Source organism: Burkholderia sp. BCC0398 (assembly GCF_902833245.1).
GTDB classification, from domain to species: Bacteria; Pseudomonadota; Gammaproteobacteria; order Burkholderiales; family Burkholderiaceae; genus Burkholderia; species Burkholderia sola.
The window spans coordinates 1-19,271 of sequence record NZ_CADFEM010000002.1; the positions used below are offsets into that span (position 1 = coordinate 1).

Annotated in this window: 21 protein-coding genes and 1 tRNA gene; 17 read left to right on the forward strand and 5 right to left on the reverse strand. The window is 67.8% G+C overall.

Translation table 11 applies throughout. The features are described 5' to 3' along the window. Window positions 1-176: 176 nt before the first annotated feature. A complete protein-coding gene (locus HWX76_RS03840; RefSeq protein WP_176015526.1) occupies window positions 177-1,358 on the reverse strand; it encodes an enolase C-terminal domain-like protein in 1,182 nt (393 codons plus the stop codon). A gap of 339 nt (window positions 1,359-1,697) precedes the next feature. After that, on the reverse strand, window positions 1,698-2,042 hold the full coding sequence (locus tag HWX76_RS03845; RefSeq protein WP_006496617.1) for a cupin domain-containing protein: 345 nt from the start codon (window positions 2,040-2,042) through the stop codon (window positions 1,698-1,700). Window positions 2,043-2,242: 200 nt separating this feature from the next. Here HWX76_RS03845 and HWX76_RS03850 point away from each other — a divergent pair. Together HWX76_RS03850 and trmB are read left to right on the forward strand one after the other, a co-directional pair. Beyond that, a tRNA-Gly gene (locus tag HWX76_RS03850) sits at window positions 2,243-2,317 on the forward strand. Between the two features lie 131 nt (window positions 2,318-2,448). Beyond that, window positions 2,449-3,234: a tRNA (guanosine(46)-N7)-methyltransferase TrmB gene (gene trmB / locus HWX76_RS03855; protein WP_050011635.1), complete on the forward strand. Its 786-nt coding sequence runs from the start codon at window positions 2,449-2,451 to the stop codon at window positions 3,232-3,234. Between the two features lie 93 nt (window positions 3,235-3,327). On the opposite strand, the gene HWX76_RS03860 is transcribed toward trmB, so the two are convergent. The 3 genes from HWX76_RS03860 to HWX76_RS03870 form a co-directional block, all read right to left on the reverse strand. Further along, window positions 3,328-4,158, reverse strand: coding sequence for an undecaprenyl-diphosphate phosphatase (locus tag HWX76_RS03860; protein WP_050011636.1), 831 nt, complete (start codon window positions 4,156-4,158; stop codon window positions 3,328-3,330). 79 nt (window positions 4,159-4,237) lie between these two features. Further along, complete coding sequence (locus HWX76_RS03865; RefSeq protein ID WP_089488226.1) at window positions 4,238-4,819, reverse strand: DUF1439 domain-containing protein; 582 nt, start codon at window positions 4,817-4,819, stop codon at window positions 4,238-4,240. Further along, window positions 4,816-5,133 carry a YkgJ family cysteine cluster protein gene (locus tag HWX76_RS03870; RefSeq protein ID WP_050011805.1) on the reverse strand — a complete coding sequence of 106 codons (318 nt, stop codon included), beginning with the start codon at window positions 5,131-5,133 and terminating at the stop codon, window positions 4,816-4,818. The genes HWX76_RS03865 and HWX76_RS03870 overlap by 4 nt, the downstream gene beginning before the upstream one ends. A gap of 180 nt (window positions 5,134-5,313) precedes the next feature. Between HWX76_RS03870 and hemN the strand changes: the two genes are divergently transcribed. The 15 genes from hemN (at window position 5,314) to HWX76_RS03945 (ending at window position 19,263) form a co-directional block, all read left to right on the forward strand. Beyond that, window positions 5,314-6,705, forward strand: a complete 1,392-nt coding sequence (hemN, locus tag HWX76_RS03875; protein WP_176015527.1) for an oxygen-independent coproporphyrinogen III oxidase — start codon at window positions 5,314-5,316, stop codon at window positions 6,703-6,705. Window positions 6,706-6,788: 83 nt separating this feature from the next. Continuing rightward, window positions 6,789-7,046 (forward strand): hypothetical protein, encoded by a 258-nt coding sequence (locus HWX76_RS03880; RefSeq protein ID WP_006488573.1) that lies wholly within the window; start codon window positions 6,789-6,791, stop codon window positions 7,044-7,046. Between the two features lie 104 nt (window positions 7,047-7,150). After that, a complete protein-coding gene (locus HWX76_RS03885; protein ID WP_050011639.1) occupies window positions 7,151-7,807 on the forward strand; it encodes a protein-L-isoaspartate O-methyltransferase in 657 nt (218 codons plus the stop codon). A 14-nt stretch (window positions 7,808-7,821) separates the two neighbouring features. After that, entirely contained in the window at window positions 7,822-8,145 is a 324-nt protein-coding gene (locus tag HWX76_RS03890; RefSeq protein WP_006476692.1) for a rhodanese-like domain-containing protein, read from the forward strand. A gap of 357 nt (window positions 8,146-8,502) precedes the next feature. After that, window positions 8,503-9,810: an urea ABC transporter substrate-binding protein gene (gene urtA, locus HWX76_RS03895; protein ID WP_089488223.1), complete on the forward strand. Its 1,308-nt coding sequence runs from the start codon at window positions 8,503-8,505 to the stop codon at window positions 9,808-9,810. Between the two features lie 148 nt (window positions 9,811-9,958). Next, window positions 9,959-11,578, forward strand: coding sequence for an urea ABC transporter permease subunit UrtB (urtB, locus tag HWX76_RS03900; RefSeq protein WP_050011641.1), 1,620 nt, complete (start codon window positions 9,959-9,961; stop codon window positions 11,576-11,578). Window position 11,579: 1 nt separating this feature from the next. Beyond that, window positions 11,580-12,767, forward strand: coding sequence for an urea ABC transporter permease subunit UrtC (gene urtC, locus HWX76_RS03905; protein ID WP_089488222.1), 1,188 nt, complete (start codon window positions 11,580-11,582; stop codon window positions 12,765-12,767). Then, the gene (urtD, locus tag HWX76_RS03910) at window positions 12,764-13,621 is read left to right on the forward strand and encodes an urea ABC transporter ATP-binding protein UrtD (RefSeq protein ID WP_050011643.1); all 858 of its coding nucleotides are present in this window, start codon (window positions 12,764-12,766) and stop codon (window positions 13,619-13,621) included. Before urtC ends, urtD begins: the two co-directional genes overlap by 4 nt. Window positions 13,622-13,625: 4 nt before the next feature. Next, on the forward strand, window positions 13,626-14,318 hold the full coding sequence (gene urtE, locus HWX76_RS03915; RefSeq protein WP_124638654.1) for an urea ABC transporter ATP-binding subunit UrtE: 693 nt from the start codon (window positions 13,626-13,628) through the stop codon (window positions 14,316-14,318). A gap of 165 nt (window positions 14,319-14,483) precedes the next feature. Next, the gene (locus HWX76_RS03920) at window positions 14,484-15,359 is read left to right on the forward strand and encodes an urease accessory protein UreD (RefSeq protein WP_176015528.1); all 876 of its coding nucleotides are present in this window, start codon (window positions 14,484-14,486) and stop codon (window positions 15,357-15,359) included. Between the two features lie 235 nt (window positions 15,360-15,594). Next, window positions 15,595-15,897 carry an urease subunit gamma gene (ureA, locus tag HWX76_RS03925; RefSeq protein ID WP_006406310.1) on the forward strand — a complete coding sequence of 101 codons (303 nt, stop codon included), beginning with the start codon at window positions 15,595-15,597 and terminating at the stop codon, window positions 15,895-15,897. An 8-nt stretch (window positions 15,898-15,905) separates the two neighbouring features. After that, window positions 15,906-16,211, forward strand: coding sequence for an urease subunit beta (locus HWX76_RS03930; RefSeq protein ID WP_050011646.1), 306 nt, complete (start codon window positions 15,906-15,908; stop codon window positions 16,209-16,211). Between the two features lie 27 nt (window positions 16,212-16,238). Next, window positions 16,239-17,945, forward strand: a complete 1,707-nt coding sequence (gene ureC / locus HWX76_RS03935; protein WP_050011647.1) for an urease subunit alpha — start codon at window positions 16,239-16,241, stop codon at window positions 17,943-17,945. Window positions 17,946-17,963: 18 nt separating this feature from the next. After that, window positions 17,964-18,596 carry an urease accessory protein UreE gene (gene ureE / locus HWX76_RS03940; protein ID WP_124630646.1) on the forward strand — a complete coding sequence of 211 codons (633 nt, stop codon included), beginning with the start codon at window positions 17,964-17,966 and terminating at the stop codon, window positions 18,594-18,596. Then, window positions 18,583-19,263, forward strand: a complete 681-nt coding sequence (locus tag HWX76_RS03945; RefSeq protein ID WP_089488219.1) for an urease accessory UreF family protein — start codon at window positions 18,583-18,585, stop codon at window positions 19,261-19,263. The genes ureE and HWX76_RS03945 overlap by 14 nt, the downstream gene beginning before the upstream one ends. Window positions 19,264-19,271 lie beyond the last annotated feature (8 nt).

Consider the following 19,271-nt stretch of genomic DNA (forward strand, 5'->3'; position numbering starts at 1 on the left):
GCAAGGAGCGGTGCAATGAGCCGCCCAAGCGCGGCCGTCGTACGGCAACGCGCCGGCTGGATCGCTCGCGAACGGTCCAGCTTCGGCGATTCGTTGGCAACTCGGCAGCCAAGCGCATACGAAATCCTTTTAAACAGTGCCCCAGTCATCAAAGCGAGGCGCTTTTCAACAGCCTGCTAGACGCCGCGAAACACCGGCACCGATTCCGATATCGCGCGGAACGCGTCGTGCGCGTGGGCATGCAGCTCGAATCCGATGCCCGGCGCCTGCGGTACGCGTGCGTGTCCCGCGTCAACGTTTTCGCCATCGGCCAGTCCGCTGAACGGATGGAATGCGAACGGGCTGACTTCCGCCCCGCCGAGCCCGAGCGCCGCGACGACGTGCAGCGAGAACAGATGACCGGCGTGCGGCCAGAACGCGTCGCGCCGCCAGCCGCGCGACACGAAGTGATCGACGATCTGCAGATAGCCCGACAGCCCGTAGCTGTGCACGGGATCGAACACCAGCACGTCGCGGTCGGCACGCAGGCCGCCGTAACGGTCGAGCAGCTTCGCTTCCGCGAGCGAGAACAGCGCTTCGCCTGCCGCGATCGGCGATGCGTATCGCGTGGCGACGTCTGCCTGGAGCGGCAGGTCGAGCGGATCGCAGATGTCCTCGAACCACCAGAGATCGAACGGCGCAAGCATGTTCGCCGCCTCGTAGGCCGTCGTCGCGTCGTACGTGTTCATCGCGTCGACTGCGAGATGCGAAGGGCTGGCGAGCTGTGCGGCCGCGGCGTCGATGCGGCGCCGGTCCTGCTCGAAATCCGCGCCGCCGATCTTGATCTTCGCGTGCGTGTAGCCGAGATCGACGATCCGGCGCATCTCGTCCGACAGGCGCGCGAGATCGTCATGCGGATAGCGGTAGCCGCCACCCGCGTAGACGCGCACGCGCGACTGCGGCGTGCGTCCGAGACGATCGGCGAGGAAGCGATGCAGCGGCAGGTCTGCGATCTTCGCGGCGGCGTCCCAGATCGCCATGTCCAGCGTGCCGACCGCGACGCAGCGTTCGCCGTGCCCGCCCGGCTTCTCGCCGGCCATCATCGCGCGCCATGCGGGGAACGGGTCGAGGTTCGTGCCGGCTTCGTCGGCGAGTGAGTCGGCGGCAGCCAGCAGGCGCGGCGCGAACCGTTCGCGGATCAGGCCGCCCTGCGCGAAGCGGCCGATCGACGCGTAGCCGTAGCCCGTCACCGGGCGGCCGTCGCGCACGACGTCGGTCACGACCGCGACGACGCTCGTCGTCAGGCCGCCGGACGGAATCGCCGGATCGGCATAGCGGGATACGGGAATCGCGCGTTCGTGGATCGCGGTGATGCGCATGGTCGGGGCTCCGGAGGGGCGTCCGGCGCAGGCGGAAGGTTCATGCGCGGCAGCGGAAGCGGTGGGCGGATCGCTGCATCTTAGGGGTTTGCGTGACGGTGTGCAGGACCGGTGGCGAGCGTCATCGTGTCGTCGCCGGACAACCGTGCGTTCAATTCGTCATGGATTGCGGCTGGATAACGAAGCGCGCCAAGCCTGTGGCTGCCCTCAGCGCGCTGTTTCCGAACCCGGGACGACTTTTATTGAACCGGAATCCTCGCTCGCCCCTCCCGGCTTCGTGAACCGCGAAGACGTGGGGCGATGACGGTATGCAGGGGTTGGATAGAATCGACCGCCCGCTCAGGCGAAGACGAAGTACTTGCGCACGGTCTCCACCACTTCCCACGTCCCTTTCATGCCGGGTTCGATCACGAACACGTCGCCGGCTTTCAGGTGCTGCGGCTCCTCACCTTCCGGCGTGATGATGCAGTAACCATCGAGGAAGTGGCAGTACTCCCATTTTTCGTAATTCACCTCGAACTTGCCCGGCGTGCAGATCCACGTGCCCATGATCTTGCTGCCGTCCTTCGAGACGTACGCGTTGAGGTTCACGGTGTGCGGATCGCCGCCAATGCGCTTCCACTTGGTCGCATCGAGAACAGGCGTCGGGCAGGTTTTGCGCAGAACGGTGATGAAATCGGACATGTCGGCTCCAGACTGACGATCGTATGAGAGGCCTGTCACGTTAGTTCGAAAGCTTTACCAGGGCTTGTACGCTTCCGACACCGACTCGTCCATTTTCGACATTGGCTGGCAGGCCAGTCGGGCCGCAGCAGTTTCGATACCGGCGGCCCAGACGCCCCGCTTGCCATCCCCACCCAAACCCCTGTAGAATTGCGCGTTCTGCGGGCGTCGTATAATGGCCATTACCTCAGCTTCCCAAGCTGATGACGTGGGTTCGATTCCCATCGCCCGCTCCACTTTCCGGCTGCACGACAGCCTGCGCATGAGCCGCCTCGTCGAAGGCGGCTTTTTTGTACCATGCGCCGAATCGCCCGGCAGCATTGCTGCGCAACGGGCCCTCGCCCGAACCGAGCCTTTCTCTGTACCGATGATGCACGACGATCCGAACGAAGCCGGCCTTCCGCCGCACGACGACGCCATTCCCGACGAAGCCGACCAAGCCGGCGAAGCCACGGAAGGCGCCGACGAAGTCAACCCGCTGCACCGCCGCCGCATCCGCAGCTTCGTGACGCGCGCCGGCCGCGTGTCGACCGGCCAGCGCCGCGCGCTCGACGAATTCGGCCCGCGCTTCGTCGTCCCGTATGCGCCGGAACTGCCCGACTGGAACGCGATCTTCGGCCGCAGTGCACCGCGCATCCTCGAGATCGGTTTCGGGATGGGCGCGTCGACCGCGGAAATCGCCGCGCACCGCCCGGGCGATGACTTCCTCGGCGTCGAGGTGCACGAGCCGGGCGTCGGCGCGCTGCTGAAGCTGATCGGCGAGCAGGATCTATCGAACATCCGCATCATCCAGCACGACGCGGTCGAGGTGCTCGAGCACATGATCGCGCCGGAAAGCCTCGACGGCGTCCACATCTTCTTTCCCGATCCGTGGCACAAGGCGCGTCACCACAAGCGCCGGCTGATCCAGCCGCCGCTCGTCGCGCATCTCGCGTCGCGCCTGAAGCCCGGTGCGTACATTCACTGCGCGACCGACTGGCAGAACTACGCGGAGCAGATGCTGGAAGTGCTCGGCGCGGAACCGACGCTCGAAAACACGGCCGCCGATTACGCGCCGCGCCCCGACTACCGCCCGGTGACGAAGTTCGAACGGCGCGGGCTGCGGCTCGGCCACGGCGTGTGGGACCTGGTGTTCCGCAAGCGCGCAAGCTGAGCGTCCCACCCTGCGCAGCATAAAAAATCCCGACCGGCGTCTCGCGCCGGTCGGGATTTTTTCATCGAGCGGCGCATCGACCGCTCGCCAGCCTCACGCCCAGTTTAGCCAGCCGCTGTAACCCACCAGCAACACGAACAGTCCGAACGCGATCCGGTACCACGCGAACACCGTGAAATCGTGCGTCGCGACGTAGCGCAACAGCCAGCGCACGCACACGAACGCGCTGACGAACGCCGACACGAGCCCGAGCGCGAACAGGCCGAGCGAATCGACGGTAAACGCCTGCCAGTCCTTCACGGTTTCGTAGAGCGTCGCGCCGAAGATGATCGGAATCGCGAGGAAGAACGAGAATTCGGTGGCCACGCGTCGGTCGAGACCGAACAGCATCCCGCCGATGATCGTCGAGCCCGAGCGCGACATGCCGGGCACCAGCGCGAAGCACTGCGCGAGTCCGACCTTGAGCGCGTCGAGCGGCGTCAGCGCGTCGACCGACATCACGCGCGGCGGCTCGCCGCGTTCGCGCTGCCGCGCCTCGGCCCACAGGATGATCGCGCCGCCCACGACGAGCGCGAACGCGACGGGCACCGGCGAGAACAGCACGGCCTTGATCTTCTTCTCGAACAGGAGGCCGAGCGCGATCGCGGGAATCGTCGCGATCACGACGTTCAGCGTGAAGCGCTGCGCATCGGGCCGGCTCGGCAGCCCGGACACGACGGACACGATCCGCTGCCGGTATTCCCAGCAGACCGCGAGGATCGCGCCGAACTGGATCACGACGTCGAACGTCTTCGCGTGCGAATCGTTGAAATTCAGGAAGCTGCCCGCGACGATCAGGTGACCGGTGCTCGACACCGGCAGGAATTCCGTCAGCCCCTCGACGACGCCGAGGATCAATGCCTTGCAGATCAGGATCCAGTCCATCCGTGGCCCAACTCCGAAATGGTCGAAAGAAAAGGCCACTCTTGCGCGCGCGGCCCACCCGGCCGTGCGCGCCCCGTCGTCACTTTTCGACGATCGCCACGCGTATGCCGTTTGTAAGGATCGTAATTGTACCGGGTTCGTAGTTCACTCCGGCAAATTGCAGTTGTTCCGGCTTGAACGTGTAGATCGGATAGTTGGTCAGCAGCTGCGTCGCGAGCAGGCCGGCGGCCGCGCCCACCTGCTGCGCGTACATCTGCGCGTCGCCGTCGAGCGCGAGGCTGTCGACGGCCGGCGCCTTCAGCACGACCGAGCGGCTCGGCGCGTCGTACGCGAGCTGGCCCGACACGGTGAACTTGCCGCTGACGGGCCCGCGCAGGAACGGGCTCACGAAGTTCGCGTCGAGCTGCACGGCGACGCGGTTCTGGTCCGGCAGCAGGTTGACGGCCGGATTCGCGAGCGACACGTCGACGACCTGGGCGACCGTCTTCTGGTAAGGAAACTTCCGCGCGACGGCCTTCTGCACGTCGCCGCGCGAGAACGTGTAGTGATCGGGGATGAACGGGAACGTCGACGCGCACGCGGCAAGCGATACGCACACGCCGACGGCGCCAATGGCGGCAGCGAGAAAACGGCGCCGGCCGGGCGCGCGAGGGACGGTCATGCTGATTTCTCTCCTGGATGCGCCGGCCGCGTCGCGGCCTCGAGGCGCGTGAGCCACGCGAGCGCGTCGTCGCGCGACGCGCCGCACATGTCGGCGGACGGCTGCAGCCCGGCACAGCACGCGGGGCGCTCGGGCCGGCCGAAGATCATGCAGCGCAGGTCGTCGCCGAGCTGCACGCAGCGCACGCCCGCCGGCTTGCCGTCGGGCATGCCCGGAATCGGGCTGGAAATCGACGGCGCGATGCAGCACGCGCCGCAGCCCTCGCGGCACGCATGCGGCGGCGGGACGTCGGCGGGCGCCGCGCGGACAGGCATTTCGACGGACACTCGGCTCTCTCGACGAACAACGAACAACCCAAAACGATGCGGCAACCGGACGCGGCGTCCGGCAGCCCCACCCCGCATTGTGCCATCGCCGGCTGCGACGTTATTACACAATGCAGCCCGACCGCGTGTTCCTATACTCGAAACCATCTAAAAAAGCGCGAGACCGCCATGCGTTCTGGATCTGTCGACCCGGTGTTCCGTCCCGATTTGCTCACGAAATACGGCGTGAACGGGCCGCGCTATACGTCGTACCCGACCGCGCTGCAGTTCCGCGAGGATTTCGATCCGGCCGACTACGTCCGCGCGGCCGGCGACCCCGGCGCCTCGTCGAGCGACCTGTCGCTGTACTTCCACATCCCGTTCTGCAACACCGCGTGCTTCTACTGCGGCTGCAACAAGATCGCGACCAACAACCGCCGCCGTGCGCGCCCGTATCTCGACCAGCTCAAGCGCGAAATGGCGCTGCAGGCCGCGCTGTTCGATCCGTCGCGCCCCGTCACGCAACTGCACTGGGGCGGCGGCACGCCGACCTTCCTGTCCGACGACGAAACGGCCGAGCTGATGGCGGCCACGCGCGAGCATTTCGCGCTCGCGCCGGACGCCGACGCCGAGTTCTCGATCGAGATCGATCCGCGCACGGTCACGCCGGCGACGCTCGTCCATCTGCGCACGATCGGCTTCAATCGGCTGAGCCTCGGCGTGCAGGATTTCGACCCGGTCGTGCAGCAGGCGATCAACCGCATCCAGCCGCGCGCGATGACGGCCGACCTGCTCGCCGCCGCACGCGCGACAGGCTTCCATTCGGTGAGCGTCGACCTGATCTACGGGCTGCCGCACCAGACGGTCGCCGTGTTCGCACGCACACTGGAGACGATCATCGAGCTCGCGCCCGATCGCCTGTCGGTGTTCGGTTACGCGCACATGCCGCACCTGTTCAAGATGCAGCGGCAGATCGACGATGCGACGCTGCCGCCGCCGGAAGCGCGCATCGCGCTGCTCGGCCTCGCGATCGACATGCTGACGTCGGCCGGCTACGTGTACATCGGGATGGACCACTTCGCGCGGCCGTCCGACGAACTCGTGCGCGCGCAGCGCAACGGCACGCTGCAGCGCAATTTCCAGGGCTACAGCACGCGCGCGGATACCGACCTGATCGGCTTCGGCGTGTCGTCGATCGGCAAGGTCGGCGACGTCTACGCGCAGAACGCGAAGGACCTGCCCGCGTACGGCGCCGCACTCGACGCGGGCCGGCTGCCGATCGCGCGCGGCGTCCGCCTCACGCCGGACGACCGGCTGCGCCGCGACGTGATCACGCAACTGATGTGCAACCTCGAACTGCCGTTCTCGCACGTCGAGGCCGCGCACGGCATCCGCTTCGCCGATCATTTCGCGCGCGAGCTCGACGCGCTGCGCCCGTTCGAGCGCGACGGGCTGCTGACGATCGCGCACGACCGGTTGACGATCCATCCGGCCGGCCGGATGGTCGTGCGCAACATCGCGATGGCGTTCGACGCGTACCTCGGCCAGACGTCGCGGCAGCGCTACTCGCGCACGGTTTAGGGCGGTTCACGCGGGCGCCGGCCGCACGCGGGCGACCGGTTTGATACAGTGTGAGGCTTACATCCGCTTCGCCAGCCCCCAAGATGCGCACCACCAAAGCGACCCACGCGGTCGAACGCCTGAAGACCCGCTCCGGCAACCCGCAATTCGCGGCCGTCGCGATGGCGGGCGGTCTGTTCTATCTCGTCGACCGCTCGGGCGGCACTGCCGAGAAGCGCTGCGAGCCGCTGCCGCTCGACGAATTCGTCAAGTTCGTCGACGAATTTGGCCCCAAAAAACCGCGCAAGGCGAGCAAGCTCGACCTCGCGTTCGAGGCGCAGATCAAGAAGAGCAAAGGGTAAAGGTCTGTTGCAGGCCGCCTGAAGGCTTCGCGGCCGTGCCGTTTGGTACAATCACGAAGTTTCTCTATCCCCGCTGATGGCCGACCTGGCTGCGTGACCACACCATGAATATCGAAAACGCGCGTTTCAACATGATCGAACAGCAGATCCGTCCGTGGGACGTGCTGGATCTGGATGTCCTGGGCCTGCTGTCGATCGTCAAGCGTGAAAACTACGTGCCGGCCCAATACCGCGATCTCGCGTTCGCCGATCTCGAACTGCCGCTGCCGGGCGGCGCGAGCAAGATGCTGTTCCCGCGCGTCGAAGCGCGCGTGCTGCAGGAGCTGGCGGTCAAGAAGCACGAGAACGTGCTCGTGATCGGCGCGGGCTCGGGCTACCTGGCCGCGCTGTTCGCGCATCGCGCGCAGCACGTGACGGCCGTCGAGATCGATCCGGCGATCGCGAAGTTCGCGGAAGACAACCTGCGCAACGACGGCGTGACCAACGCCGAAGTCGTGCTCGGCGACGGCTCGCGCGGCTGGGCGGCCAAGGCGCCGTACGACGTGATCTGCGTCGCGGGCGGCCTGCCGGTCGTGCCGCAGGACATGCTCGAACAGCTGAAGGTCGGCGGCCGCCTGGCGGCGTTCGTCGGCGGCCGTCCGGTGATGAAGGCGCAGATCATCACGCGCATCGACGACAAGCAGTACCGCGTCGCCGACGTGTTCGAAACGTACATCGACCACCTCGTCAACGCGATCGAGCCGTCGCGCTTCAAGTTCTGAGCGGCGGAGCCTCCATGCAGATCCTGACGCCCGCGATGCTCGCGGAATGGCTCGGCGACACGGCGCGCCCCGCGCCGGTCGTGCTCGACGTGCGCGAGCCGTGGGAAATCGCGACCGCGCAGATCGCCGGCAGCGTGGCGATTCCGATGCAGCAGATTCCCGCGCGCAGCGAAGAGCTCGACGACGAAGCGGAAATCGTCTGCGTGTGCCATCACGGGATGCGCAGCGCGCAGGTCGCGATGTTCCTCGAATCGCGCGGCTTCACGAAGCTGTACAACCTGCAAGGCGGGATCGACGCGTGGTCGCGCGACGTCGATCCGTCCGTGCCGCGCTACTGATCGATCCTTCCCGCGGCGCATCATGCGCCGCCGCGCCGCCCGGCACCCCGCCGCCGGCCGCACCGATCCGCCGAACGGGCGCGCACTGCGCGCCCGTTTCTCTTTTCCTCCCCCGGTTTCCCTGCGTTTCGACGCCGCCGCACCGTCGTGCACCATTTGTGCCCGTGCGTCTGCACCGCAACGGACCGCGCATGCTGCACGGCGCGTCATCCGCACCGCGCCGATGCCCGCTGGTGCCCGCCCGTGCCCCGCGCAGGCACGCCGGGCGTGCATCCGCGCGACTGGCACATGCCTTGCGTTACACGATGGCCGGCGCCGCCACGGCGCACGCGCATCCAACACGACAAGGGGATCCCGATGAAACGTCGCAGTCTGTTGAAGTTCGGTTCGATGGCCGGCGCGCTCGCGCTGGCGGGCAAGAGCCCGTTCGTGCACGCGGCCGATGCGGGCACCGGCCCGATCAAGGTCGGCATCCTGCATTCGCTGTCGGGCACGATGGCGATCTCGGAGACGTCGCTGAAGGACACCGCGCTGATGACGATCGCCGACATCAACAAGAGCGGCGGCGTGATGGGTCGCAAGCTCGAACCGGTGGTGGTCGACCCGGCGTCGAACTGGCCGCTGTTCGCCGAGAAGGCGCGCCAGCTGCTCACGCAGGACAAGGTCGCCTGCGTGTTCGGCTGCTGGACGTCGGTGTCACGCAAGTCCGTGCTGCCGGTGTTCGAGGAGCTGAACGGGCTGCTCTACTACCCGGTGCAGTATGAAGGCGAGGAAATGTCGCGCAACGTGTTCTACACGGGCGCCGCGCCGAACCAGCAGGCGATTCCGGCCGTCGAGTACCTGATGGGTGCGGAAGGCGGCGGCGCGAAGCGCTTCTTCCTGCTCGGCACCGACTACGTGTATCCGCGCACGACCAACAAGATCCTGCGCGCGTTCCTGAAATCGAAGGGCGTGAAGGACGCCGACATTCAGGAGGTCTACACGCCGTTCGGCCACAGCGATTACCAGACCATCGTCGCGAACATCAAGACCTTCGCGCAGGGCGGCAAGACGACCGTGATCTCGACGATCAACGGCGATTCCAACGTGCCGTTCTACAAGGAACTCGGCAACCAGGGCATCAAGGCGACCGACGTGCCGGTCGTCGCGTTCTCGGTCGGCGAGGAAGAGCTGCGCGGGATCGATACGAAGCCGCTCGTCGGCCACCTCGCCGCGTGGAACTATTTCATGTCGGTGAAGAACCCGACCAACACGAAGTTCAAGGACCAGTTCGCCGCATGGGTGAAGGCGAACAACCTGCCGGGCGGCGCGAAGCGCGTGACCAACGATCCGATGGAAGCGACCTACGTCGGCATCCACATGTGGAAGCAGGCCGTCGAGAAGGCGAAGAGCACCGACGTCGACAAGGTGCGCGTCGCGATGATCGGCCAGACGGTGGCCGCGCCGTCGGGCTTCACGCTCGCGATGGACGGCAACCATCACCTGCACAAGCCGGTGATGATCGGCGAGATCCGCGGCGACGGACAGTTCAACGTCGTGTGGAAAACGAAGACGGCCGTGCGCGCGCAGCCGTGGAGCCCGTTCATCGCGGGCAACCAGGGCAAGCCGGACGTCGTCAGCTCGATCCCGGCGTTCCTGCGCCGGCAGCGCGCGGCGCTGGCGTGATGCCGTGCGGCGCGTCGCGCTTCGTGTGCGACGTGCCGCACGCTTGCCCGCCCGCTGCCGATGCGCCGGCCGCGCTTGCCGTGACGAATCGCCCGCGCCGACGCAGCGTCGCACCGCTCCGCTCCCCCACGCCCGACAGGATTTCCCGATGCCTACACGCTTTCGCCGAGCCGCCCGCGCGATCGCGGCATGCGCCGCCCTCGCGGGCCTGCTGCCGCACGCCGCGTTCGCGCTGACGGCGGCCGACACCGCCGCGCTCGCCGGCGACGACTTCGACGCGAAGACGGCCGCGATCGAACGGCTCGCCGCCGACACCGATCCGCGCGCCGTTGCGGTGCTCAACGCGCTGTCGAGCGGCGATGCGCTCGCGACCGGCGACGGCCACCTGCTGATCCAGTCCGGCGACACCGCATACGACGCGCTCACGCAGGCCGCGACGCCGGCCGGCGATGCGCAGCCGGTGATGCTGAACAACCTGCTGCGCACGAAGATCGCCGGCGCGCTGTCGGGCCTCGCGCTCGCGTCGCCCGACGTGGCCACGCGCCGCGACGCGATCGACGCGCTGCTGAAGTCGCCCGACCCGGCGCTCAAGCCGATGATCGATCGCGCGCGCGCAAAGGAAACCGATCCGGCGTTGAAGCGCCGTCTCGATGCACTGTGGGCGATCGCCGCGCTGCACGATGCCGATCCGGCGAAACGCCTCGAAGCCGCGCAGGTGGTGGCCGCGCGCAGCGATCTCGACATGATCGAACAACTGCGCCCGCTCGTCGCGAAGAACGCCGACGGCAGCTTCGCCGAACCCGACGCGCGCGTGCGCGACGCCGCGCAACAAGGGCTCGATACGTTGCACGCGCTGCAGCGCCGCGGCGAGATCGTCGGCACGGTGTTCGCCGGCCTGTCGCTCGGCAGCGTGCTGCTGCTCGCCGCGCTCGGCCTCGCGATCACGTACGGGCTGATCGGCGTGATCAACATGGCGCACGGCGAATTCCTGATGATCGGTGCGTACGCAACCTATGTCGTGCAGACGCTGATCCAGCGCTACGCGCCCGGCGCATTCGACTGGTATCCGCTCGTCGCCGTGCCGGTGTCGTTCGCGGTGGCCGCGCTCGTCGGCATCGTGCTCGAGCGGCTCGTGCTGCGGCACCTGTACGGTCGCCCGCTCGAAACGCTGCTCGCGACCTTCGGCGTGAGCCTGATCCTGATCCAGGCCACCCGCATGCTGTTCGGCGCGCAGAACGTGCAGGTCGTGAACCCGTCGTGGATGAGCGGCGGCGTGACGGTGATGCAGAACCTGATCCTGCCGTACAACCGGCTCGCGATCCTCGCGTTCGCGCTCGCGGTGGTGTTCGTCGCGTGGGCCGTGCTGACGAAGACGCGGCTCGGTCTGTTCGTGCGCGCGGTCACGCAGAACCGCCGGATGGCCGCGTGCGTCGGCGTGAAGACCGCCCGCGTCGACGCGTATGCGTTCGCATTCGGCGCGGGCATCGCGGGCCTCGGCGGCTGCGCGCTGTCGCAGATCGGCAACGTGGGCCCCGATCTCGGCCAGAACTACATCATCGATTCGTTCATGGCCGTCGTGCTCGGCGGCGTCGGGCAGATCGCCGGCACCGTGCTCGGCGGTTTCGGGCTTGGCCTCGCGAGCAAGGCGATCGAACCGTTCTGGGGCGCCGTGCTCGCGAAGATCGCGGTGCTCGTGATGATCGTGCTGTTCATCCAGAAACGCCCGCAGGGCATGTTCGCGCCGAAGGGCCGCAGCGCGGAGGCTTGACGTGACTTCATACACCGATTCGATGTCGAACCCGGTCGCCGACACGTCGAAGCCCGCTGCCGGCGCGCGCGCGGCGGACGGCTTCGCGCTCGGCCTGCCGCCCCGCCCCGCGCTGCTCTCGCGTCGCGCGTGGCTCGCGCTCGTCGCGCTATGCGTGGCGATCGGCGTCGGCGTGCCGCTCGCCGCGCTCGTCGCGCCGGAAGCCAGCGCGTTCCATCTGTCCGCGTACACGATGACGCTCGCCGGCAAGCTGATGTGCTACGCGATCGCCGCGCTCGCGCTCGATCTCGTGTGGGGCTACTGCGGGATCCTGAGCCTGGGCCACGGCTTGTTCTTCGCGCTCGGCGGCTATGCGATCGGCATGTACCTGATGCGCGAGATCGGCCGCGAAGGCAAGTACGGCAGCGACCTGCCCGACTTCATGGTGTTCCTCGACTGGCACCAGTTGCCGTGGTACTGGAGCGGCACGCAGCATCTCGCGTGGGCGCTCGCGCTCGTCGTGCTCGTGCCGGCCGTGCTCGCGTGGGTATTCGGCTTCTTCACGTTCCGCTCGCGCGTGAAGGGCGTGTACCTGTCGATCATCACGCAGGCCATGACGTTCGCCGCGATGCTGCTGTTCTATCGCAACGAGACGGGCTTCGGCGGCAACAACGGCTTCACCGATTTCAAGCGCATCGCCGGCTTCTCGATCACGTCGCCGGGCACGCGCACGGTGCTGTTGCTGCTGACCTTCGCGACGCTCGTGCTCGCGTTCGTCGCCGCGCGCGCGATCGTCACGAGCAAGCTCGGACGCGTGGTGACCGCGGTGCGCGACGGCGAGACGCGGCTGATGTTCCTCGGCTACAGCCCGCTCGCGTACAAGCTGTTCGTGTGGACCGTGTCGGCCGTGCTGTGCGGCATCGCCGGCGCGCTGTACGTGCCGCAGGTCGGCATCATCAATCCCGGCGAGATGTCGCCCGGCAACTCGATCGAGATGGCGATCTGGGTCGCGGTGGGCGGGCGCGGCACGCTGATCGGGCCGATCGTCGGCGCGTTCGCGGTGAACGGCGCGAAAAGTTTCTTCACCGCGTACTTCGCCGAATACTGGCTGTTCTTCCTCGGCCTGATCTTCGTGCTCGTGCCGCTCTTGCTGCCGCGCGGGATCATGGGCCTCGTCGAAACCGTGCTCGCGAAGGGGAAACGCGCATGAACGGAACGGCTCTCTATCAGTTCACGCCGCCGCCCGAGGACGAGCTGCTCGCCGTCAGCGGCAGCGCGTCGATGGGGCGCGTCGTGCCGGCCGGCATCGACACGTCGCACGGCACGATCCTCTATCTCGAGGATATCGAGGTGAGCTTCGACGGGTTTCGTGCGCTCAAGAAATTGTCGCTCGCGATCGACGCGGGCGAGCTGCGCTGCGTGATCGGACCGAACGGCGCGGGCAAGACGACGATGATGGACGTCATCACCGGCAAGACGCGGCCCGATGCGGGCAAGGTGTTTCTCGGCCAGACGATCGATCTCGCGCGGATGAACGAACCCGAGATCGCGCGGGCGGGCATCGGCCGCAAGTTCCAGAAGCCGACCGTGTTCGAACAGCATCCGGTGTGGGAAAACCTCGAACTCGCGATGCAGACCGACAAGGGCTGGCTCGCGTCGCTGCGCGCGCGGCTCGACCGTACCGCGCAGGCGAAGATCGAGGAGACGCTCGCGCTGATCGGCCTCGAAAGCCAAGCGTATCGCGCGGCCGGCGAGCTGTCGCACGGGCAGAAGCAGCGGCTCGAAATCGGCATGCTGCTGATGCAGCGTCCCGCGCTGCTGCTGCTCGACGAGCCGGCGGCCGGGATGACCGACCACGAGACGATGGAACTCGCCGAGCTGCTGAACACGCTGCGCGGCACCTGCTCGATGATGGTCGTCGAGCACGACATGGAGTTCGTCGCGGCGCTCGCGGGCGACACGGGGCGCGTGACGGTGATGGCCGAAGGCGCGGTGCTCGCGCACGGCACGCTCGACCAGGTCAAGCGCGACGACGCGGTGATCGAGTCTTACCTCGGACGATGATGCGATGCTGAAAATCGAAGCGCTGAACCAGTACTACGGCGGCAGCCATATCCTGCGCAACGTGAACCTCGCCGCCGACGACGGCAAGCTCACCGTGCTGCTCGGCCGCAATGGCGTGGGCAAGAGCACGCTGCTGCGCTGCCTGATGGGGGTCGTCGCCGCGAAAAGCGGCAGCGTGTCGTGGCGCGGCACCGCGCTCGGCGCACTGCCGCCGTATGCGCGCGTCGCGGCCGGGCTCGCGTACGTGCCGCAGGGCCGCGACATCTTTCCGCGGCTCACCGTCGAGGAGAACCTGCTCGTGGGCGCGGCGAGCCGCAAGGCGCCGTCGAAAGTGCCCGATCGCATCTACGACCTGTTCCCGGTGCTGAAGGACATGCGTGCGCGGCGCGGCGGCGACCTGTCGGGCGGTCAGCAGCAACAGCTCGCGATCGGCCGCGCGCTGATGAGCGAGCCGCAGCTGCTGATCCTCGACGAGCCGACCGAAGGCATCCAGCCGTCGATCATCCAGGACATCGGGCGCACGCTGCGCCAGCTCGTCGACGAATCGAAGATGACCGTGCTGCTCGTCGAACAGTATTACGATTTCGCGCGATCGATCGCCGATCGATATTGGGTGATGAGCCGCGGTGAGATTGTCGCGGGAGGGGACGCGCGGGACATGGAGGCGAACGGCGTGCGCGAGTTGATCGCGGTGTGACGGTAGGCACGGCGGTAGGCACGGCGGTAGGCACGGCGGGGAACACGTACGGCCGACTCGCGGGACGCCCGCACGCGGCACTTCCTGCGAACGCGGCATCTGCATTATTGTTCCGGTAGCATCCACGTTCTTCGCACCCGCTTCCTCGTTTCCCGTTCGCCGCCGATGTCCGCCCCCGATTCGCACGCCCCGCTGTCCCGCCCCGCCGTCGCCAAGTCGTGGCGCGGCCGCCTCGAACTCGGCTTCGAGCGGCACGGTGCGCGCACGACGCTCGCGCACCGGCTGCACGACGGCCCGTTGCGCGTGCAGCGGCCGCTGTACCCGGAAGGCGACGCGGTCTGCCACGCGGTGATCGTGCACCCACCGGGCGGCGTCGCGGGCGGCGACCGGCTCGACATCGACATCGCGCTCGGCGACGGCACGCACGCGGTGCTGACGACGCCCGGCGCGACCAAGTGGTACAAGTCGAACGGGCTCGACGCGACGCAGCGCATCGGCATCGCGGTCGGCGCGCACGCGAAACTCGACTGGCTGCCGCAGAACAACCTGTTCTTCGACGCGGCGCACGCCGCACTCGACTTCACGGTGACGCTCGGCGCAGGCGCGAGCGCAATCGGCTGGGACGCGACGCAACTGGGCCGGCAGGCGGCCGGCGAAACCTGGTCGGCGGGACGCATCGTGTCGACATCGGCGCTCGTCGATGCCGACGGCCGACCGCTGTGGACCGAGCGCGCGCTGCTCGACGCGCACGATCCGCTGCGCGGCGCGCTGCAGGGCCTCGCCGGTTTTCCCGTGTACGGCACGCTGTGGGCGGCCGGCGCCGCGTGCGATGCCGCGCTCGCCGAATCGCTCGCCGCGCACATGCCGTTCGACGACACGCTGCGCGCGGGCGCCACTTGCGTGACGCCCGGCGTCGTACTCGTGCGCGCGCTGGCGACGTCGATGGAAGCGCTGCAGCGCCACTTCACCGACTCCTGGCTGCAGTTGCGACCGATCGTGCACGGCGTCGACGCGCGGCCGCTGCGTCTCTGGCAAACCTGATCGCGGTCGCGCCACGCACCGTTTCGGCGCAACGCCACCCCACACCGCGCACCCTGTACATGCATCGCGCACCATGAATGCGCACGACAGCACGCCGGATGCACATGGCACGGCCCTTGCTGCTTACATAAGCGATACACGACGCACGCCAAACAGCGCGGTGCTACGATGATCCGCCTCCTGCCCGGTTGCGTGCGCACCGATAAAAATTACGTTTTCCTGAACGCCTGCCTTCATGAAACTGACTCCCCGCGAAAAGGACAAGCTGCTGATCTTCACGGCGGCGTTGCTTGCCGAACGCCGCCGCGCGCGCGGCCTGAAGCTCAACTATCCGGAGGCGGTGGCCTTCATCACCGCGGCGCTGATGGAAGCCGCGCGCGACGGCAAGACCGTGGCCGAGGTAATGCATTACGGCACGACGCTGCTCACGCGCGACGACGTGATGGACGGCGTGCCGGAAATGATTCCCGACATCCAGGTCGAAGCGACCTTCCCCGACGGCACGAAGCTCGTGACCGTCCACCACCCGATTCCGTGAGGCCCCGCATGATCCCCGGCGAAATCCTCACCGACGACGGCGAACACGAATTGAACGCGGGCCGCGCGACGCTGTCGCTCGTCGTCGCGAACACCGGCGATCGCCCGGTGCAGGTCGGCTCGCACTACCACTTCTTCGAAGTCAACGACGCGCTGTCGTTCGATCGCGTGGCCGCGCGCGGCTTTCGCCTGAACATTGCGGCCGGCACCGCCGTGCGCTTCGAGCCGGGCCAGACGCGCACCGTCGAGCTGGTCGCACTCGCGGGCGATCGCGCCGTCTACGGTTTTCAGGGCAAGGTGATGGGGCCGCTGTAAGCCGCCCCGCTCTTCAGGAACAGCAACATGACACTACGCTTGAGCCGCCGCGCGTACGCGGAAATGTTCGGGCCGACGACGGGCGACCGCGTGCGGCTCGCCGATACCGAACTGCTGATCGAGATCGAACGCGACTTCACTACTTACGGCGAGGAAGTGAAATTCGGCGGCGGGAAAGTGATCCGCGACGGGATGGGCCAGTCGCAGCGCGTGGCCGCCGACGTGCCCGATACCGTCATCACGAACGCGGTGATCCTCGATCACTGGGGCATCGTGAAGGCCGACATCGCGATCAAGCACGGCCGCATCGCCGCGATCGGCAAGGCCGGGAACCCCGACATCCAGCCGGGCGTGACGATCGCGATCGGCGCCGCGACCGAAGTGATCGCCGGCGAAGGGCTGATCGTGACGGCGGGCGGCATCGACACGCACATTCACTTCATCAGCCCGCAGCAGATCGACGAGGCGCTGGCCTCGGGCGTCACGACGATGCTCGGCGGCGGCACGGGGCCGGCCACCGGCACCAACGCGACGACCTGCACGCCGGGCCCGTGGCACATGGAGCGGATGCTGCAGGCGGCCGACGGCTGGCCGATCAACCTCGGCTTCCTCGGCAAGGGCAATGCGAGCCTGCCGCAGCCGCTCGTCGAGCAGATCGCGGCCGGCGCGATCGGCCTGAAGCTGCACGAGGACTGGGGCACGACGCCCGCTGCGATCGACAACTGCCTGTCGGTCGCCGACGACACCGACACGCAGGTCGCGATCCACACCGACACGCTGAACGAGGCCGGCTTCGTCGAATCGACGGTCGCCGCGTTCAAGGGCCGTACGATCCACACGTACCACACCGAAGGCGCGGGCGGCGGCCATGCGCCCGACATCCTGAAGGTGTGCGGCGAGATGAACGTGCTGCCGTCGTCGACCAATCCGACGCGCCCGTACACGATCAACACGCTCGACGAGCATCTCGACATGCTGATGGTGTGCCATCACCTCGATCCGTCAATCGCCGAGGATCTCGCGTTCGCCGAATCGCGCATTCGCCGCGAGACGATCGCGGCCGAGGACATCCTGCACGATCTCGGCGCGCTGTCGATGCTGTCGTCCGATTCGCAGGCGATGGGCCGCGTCGGCGAAGTGATCATCCGCACGTGGCAGACCGCGCACAAGATGAAGGTGCAGCGCGGCGCACTGCCGGAGGACGGCGCGCGCAACGACAACTTCCGCGCGAAACGCTACGTCGCGAAGTACACGATCAACCCGGCGCTCACGCACGGCATCGCGCATGAAGTCGGCTCGATCGAGCCCGGCAAGTGGGCCGACCTCGTGCTGTGGGAGCCCGCGTTCTTCGGGATCAAGCCGTCGATGATCCTGAAGGGCGGGATGATCGCGCTCGCGCAGATGGGCGACCCGAACGCGTCGATCCCGACGCCGCAGCCGGTCCACTACCGCGAGATGTTCGCGACGCGCGGCGGCGCGCTCGCGCGCACGTCGCTGACCTTCGTGTCGCAGATGGCGGCCGATGCGGGCATCGCGGAGCGCTACGGCCTCGCGAAGCGGATCGTGCCGGTGCGCAACTGCCGCAACGTGACGAAGGCCGACATGATCCACAACGCATGGCGTCCGTCGATCAGCGTCGACCCGGAAACCTACGACGTGATCGCCGACGGCCAGTTGCTCACCTGCGAACCGGCAACGGTGCTGCCGATGGCGCAGCGCTATTTCCTGTTCTGATCCGGAATCCTCAGTGTCATGCGCACCCTCGACAAACGCATTGCCCCGAACGTGAAACTCGCCGCGTCGCTCGTCGCGCGCGCGCCGACGCTCACGCTCGCCTATGACGCCCGCTGCAAGAGCCGCCTCGCGGCGACGCTCGACACCGGCGAGGACGTCGCGGTCCTGCTGCCGCGCGGCACCGTGCTGCGCGACGGCGACGTGCTCGTCGCCGACGACGGCGCGCTCGTGCGTATCGCCGCGGCATCCGAAACGGTGCTGCTCGTGCGCGCCGCCGATCCGCTCACGCTGATGCGCGCCGCCTACCATCTCGGCAACCGCCATACGCCGGTCGAGATCGGCGACGGCTACCTGAAGCTCGAAGCCGATCCGGTGCTCGCGGACATGCTGCGCCGACTCGGCACGCAGGTCGAAGAGGCGCGCGCGCCGTTCCAGCCGGAAGCCGGCGCGTACGGCGGCGGCCACAAGCACGGGCACGACGCGACGTTCGCCGAGGACTATGCGCTGGCGCAGCAGGTGTTCGGCGAACACCATGGACATTCGCATTCGCACGATCACGATCACGATCACGATCACGACCACGATCACGATCACGGCCATCAGCATGGTCCCGGCTGCACGCACGGCCACCACGGTCATGACCACCACTGAACTCGTCGCGCTGCTGCACCTCGCGTCGCCCGCACTACCGATCGGCGCGTACAGCTATTCGCAGGGCCTTGAAGCCGCGCTCGACGCGAACCTGATCCGCGACGCCGATTCCGCGCGCGACTGGATCGCGAGCGGCCTGACCGACGTGCTCGCGCACGGCGAATTGCCGTTCCTCGCGCACCAGCTCGCCCGCTGGCAGGCGCACGACACGCACGCGCTCGCCGCCGACAACGCGTGGTTCGTCGCGAGCCGCGAATCGGCCGAACTGCGCCGCGAAACCGAACAGATGGGCTGGTCGCTCGCGCAACTGTGCGCGTCGCTCGAATGGGGCGACGCCGCACGCCGCGCGACGCTCGCGTCGCTGTCGCCGATCGCACTGCCGACCGCGTTCGCGTACGCGGCCGCCGCACACGACGCCAGTGCCGACGCGACGCTCGCCGCGTATGCATTCGGCTGGGTCGAGAACCAGACGTCCGCCGCGCTGAAAGCCGTGCCGCTCGGGCAGCTCGCCGGACAACGCATCATCGTCGCGCTGCGCGGCGCGATCGACGCCGCCGTGCGCCGCGCGCTCGCGACGCCGCCCGACGCCGTCAACACGTTCGCGCCGCAGCTCGGCATCCTGTCCGCGCGGCACGAAACCCAGTATTCGCGGTTGTTCCGCTCCTGAACCTCTTC

Excerpts from the sequence above, each read along its gene's own strand:
- HWX76_RS03930 (WP_050011646.1), top strand. The coding sequence starts at position 15,906 with ATGATCCCCGGCGAAATCCTCACCGACGACGGCGAACACGAATTGAAC.
- urtB (WP_050011641.1), top strand. The coding sequence starts at position 9,959 with ATGCCTACACGCTTTCGCCGAGCCGCCCGCGCGATCGCGGCATGCGCC.
- ureA (WP_006406310.1), top strand. The coding sequence starts at position 15,595 with ATGAAACTGACTCCCCGCGAAAAGGACAAGCTGCTGATCTTCACGGCG.
- HWX76_RS03865 (WP_089488226.1), bottom strand. The coding sequence starts at position 4,819 with ATGACCGTCCCTCGCGCGCCCGGCCGGCGCCGTTTTCTCGCTGCCGCC.
- HWX76_RS03845 (WP_006496617.1), bottom strand. The coding sequence starts at position 2,042 with ATGTCCGATTTCATCACCGTTCTGCGCAAAACCTGCCCGACGCCTGTT.
- HWX76_RS03840 (WP_176015526.1), bottom strand. The coding sequence starts at position 1,358 with ATGCGCATCACCGCGATCCACGAACGCGCGATTCCCGTATCCCGCTAT.
- HWX76_RS03945 (WP_089488219.1), top strand. The coding sequence starts at position 18,583 with ATGACCACCACTGAACTCGTCGCGCTGCTGCACCTCGCGTCGCCCGCA.
- HWX76_RS03880 (WP_006488573.1), top strand. The coding sequence starts at position 6,789 with ATGCGCACCACCAAAGCGACCCACGCGGTCGAACGCCTGAAGACCCGC.
- HWX76_RS03890 (WP_006476692.1), top strand. The coding sequence starts at position 7,822 with ATGCAGATCCTGACGCCCGCGATGCTCGCGGAATGGCTCGGCGACACG.
- trmB (WP_050011635.1), top strand. The coding sequence starts at position 2,449 with ATGATGCACGACGATCCGAACGAAGCCGGCCTTCCGCCGCACGACGAC.
- hemN (WP_176015527.1), top strand. The coding sequence starts at position 5,314 with ATGCGTTCTGGATCTGTCGACCCGGTGTTCCGTCCCGATTTGCTCACG.
- ureC (WP_050011647.1), top strand. The coding sequence starts at position 16,239 with ATGACACTACGCTTGAGCCGCCGCGCGTACGCGGAAATGTTCGGGCCG.
- HWX76_RS03885 (WP_050011639.1), top strand. The coding sequence starts at position 7,151 with ATGAATATCGAAAACGCGCGTTTCAACATGATCGAACAGCAGATCCGT.
- ureE (WP_124630646.1), top strand. The coding sequence starts at position 17,964 with ATGCGCACCCTCGACAAACGCATTGCCCCGAACGTGAAACTCGCCGCG.
- urtE (WP_124638654.1), top strand. The coding sequence starts at position 13,626 with ATGCTGAAAATCGAAGCGCTGAACCAGTACTACGGCGGCAGCCATATC.
- HWX76_RS03870 (WP_050011805.1), bottom strand. The coding sequence starts at position 5,133 with ATGCCTGTCCGCGCGGCGCCCGCCGACGTCCCGCCGCCGCATGCGTGC.
- HWX76_RS03920 (WP_176015528.1), top strand. The coding sequence starts at position 14,484 with ATGTCCGCCCCCGATTCGCACGCCCCGCTGTCCCGCCCCGCCGTCGCC.
- HWX76_RS03860 (WP_050011636.1), bottom strand. The coding sequence starts at position 4,158 with ATGGACTGGATCCTGATCTGCAAGGCATTGATCCTCGGCGTCGTCGAG.
- urtA (WP_089488223.1), top strand. The coding sequence starts at position 8,503 with ATGAAACGTCGCAGTCTGTTGAAGTTCGGTTCGATGGCCGGCGCGCTC.
- urtD (WP_050011643.1), top strand. The coding sequence starts at position 12,764 with ATGAACGGAACGGCTCTCTATCAGTTCACGCCGCCGCCCGAGGACGAG.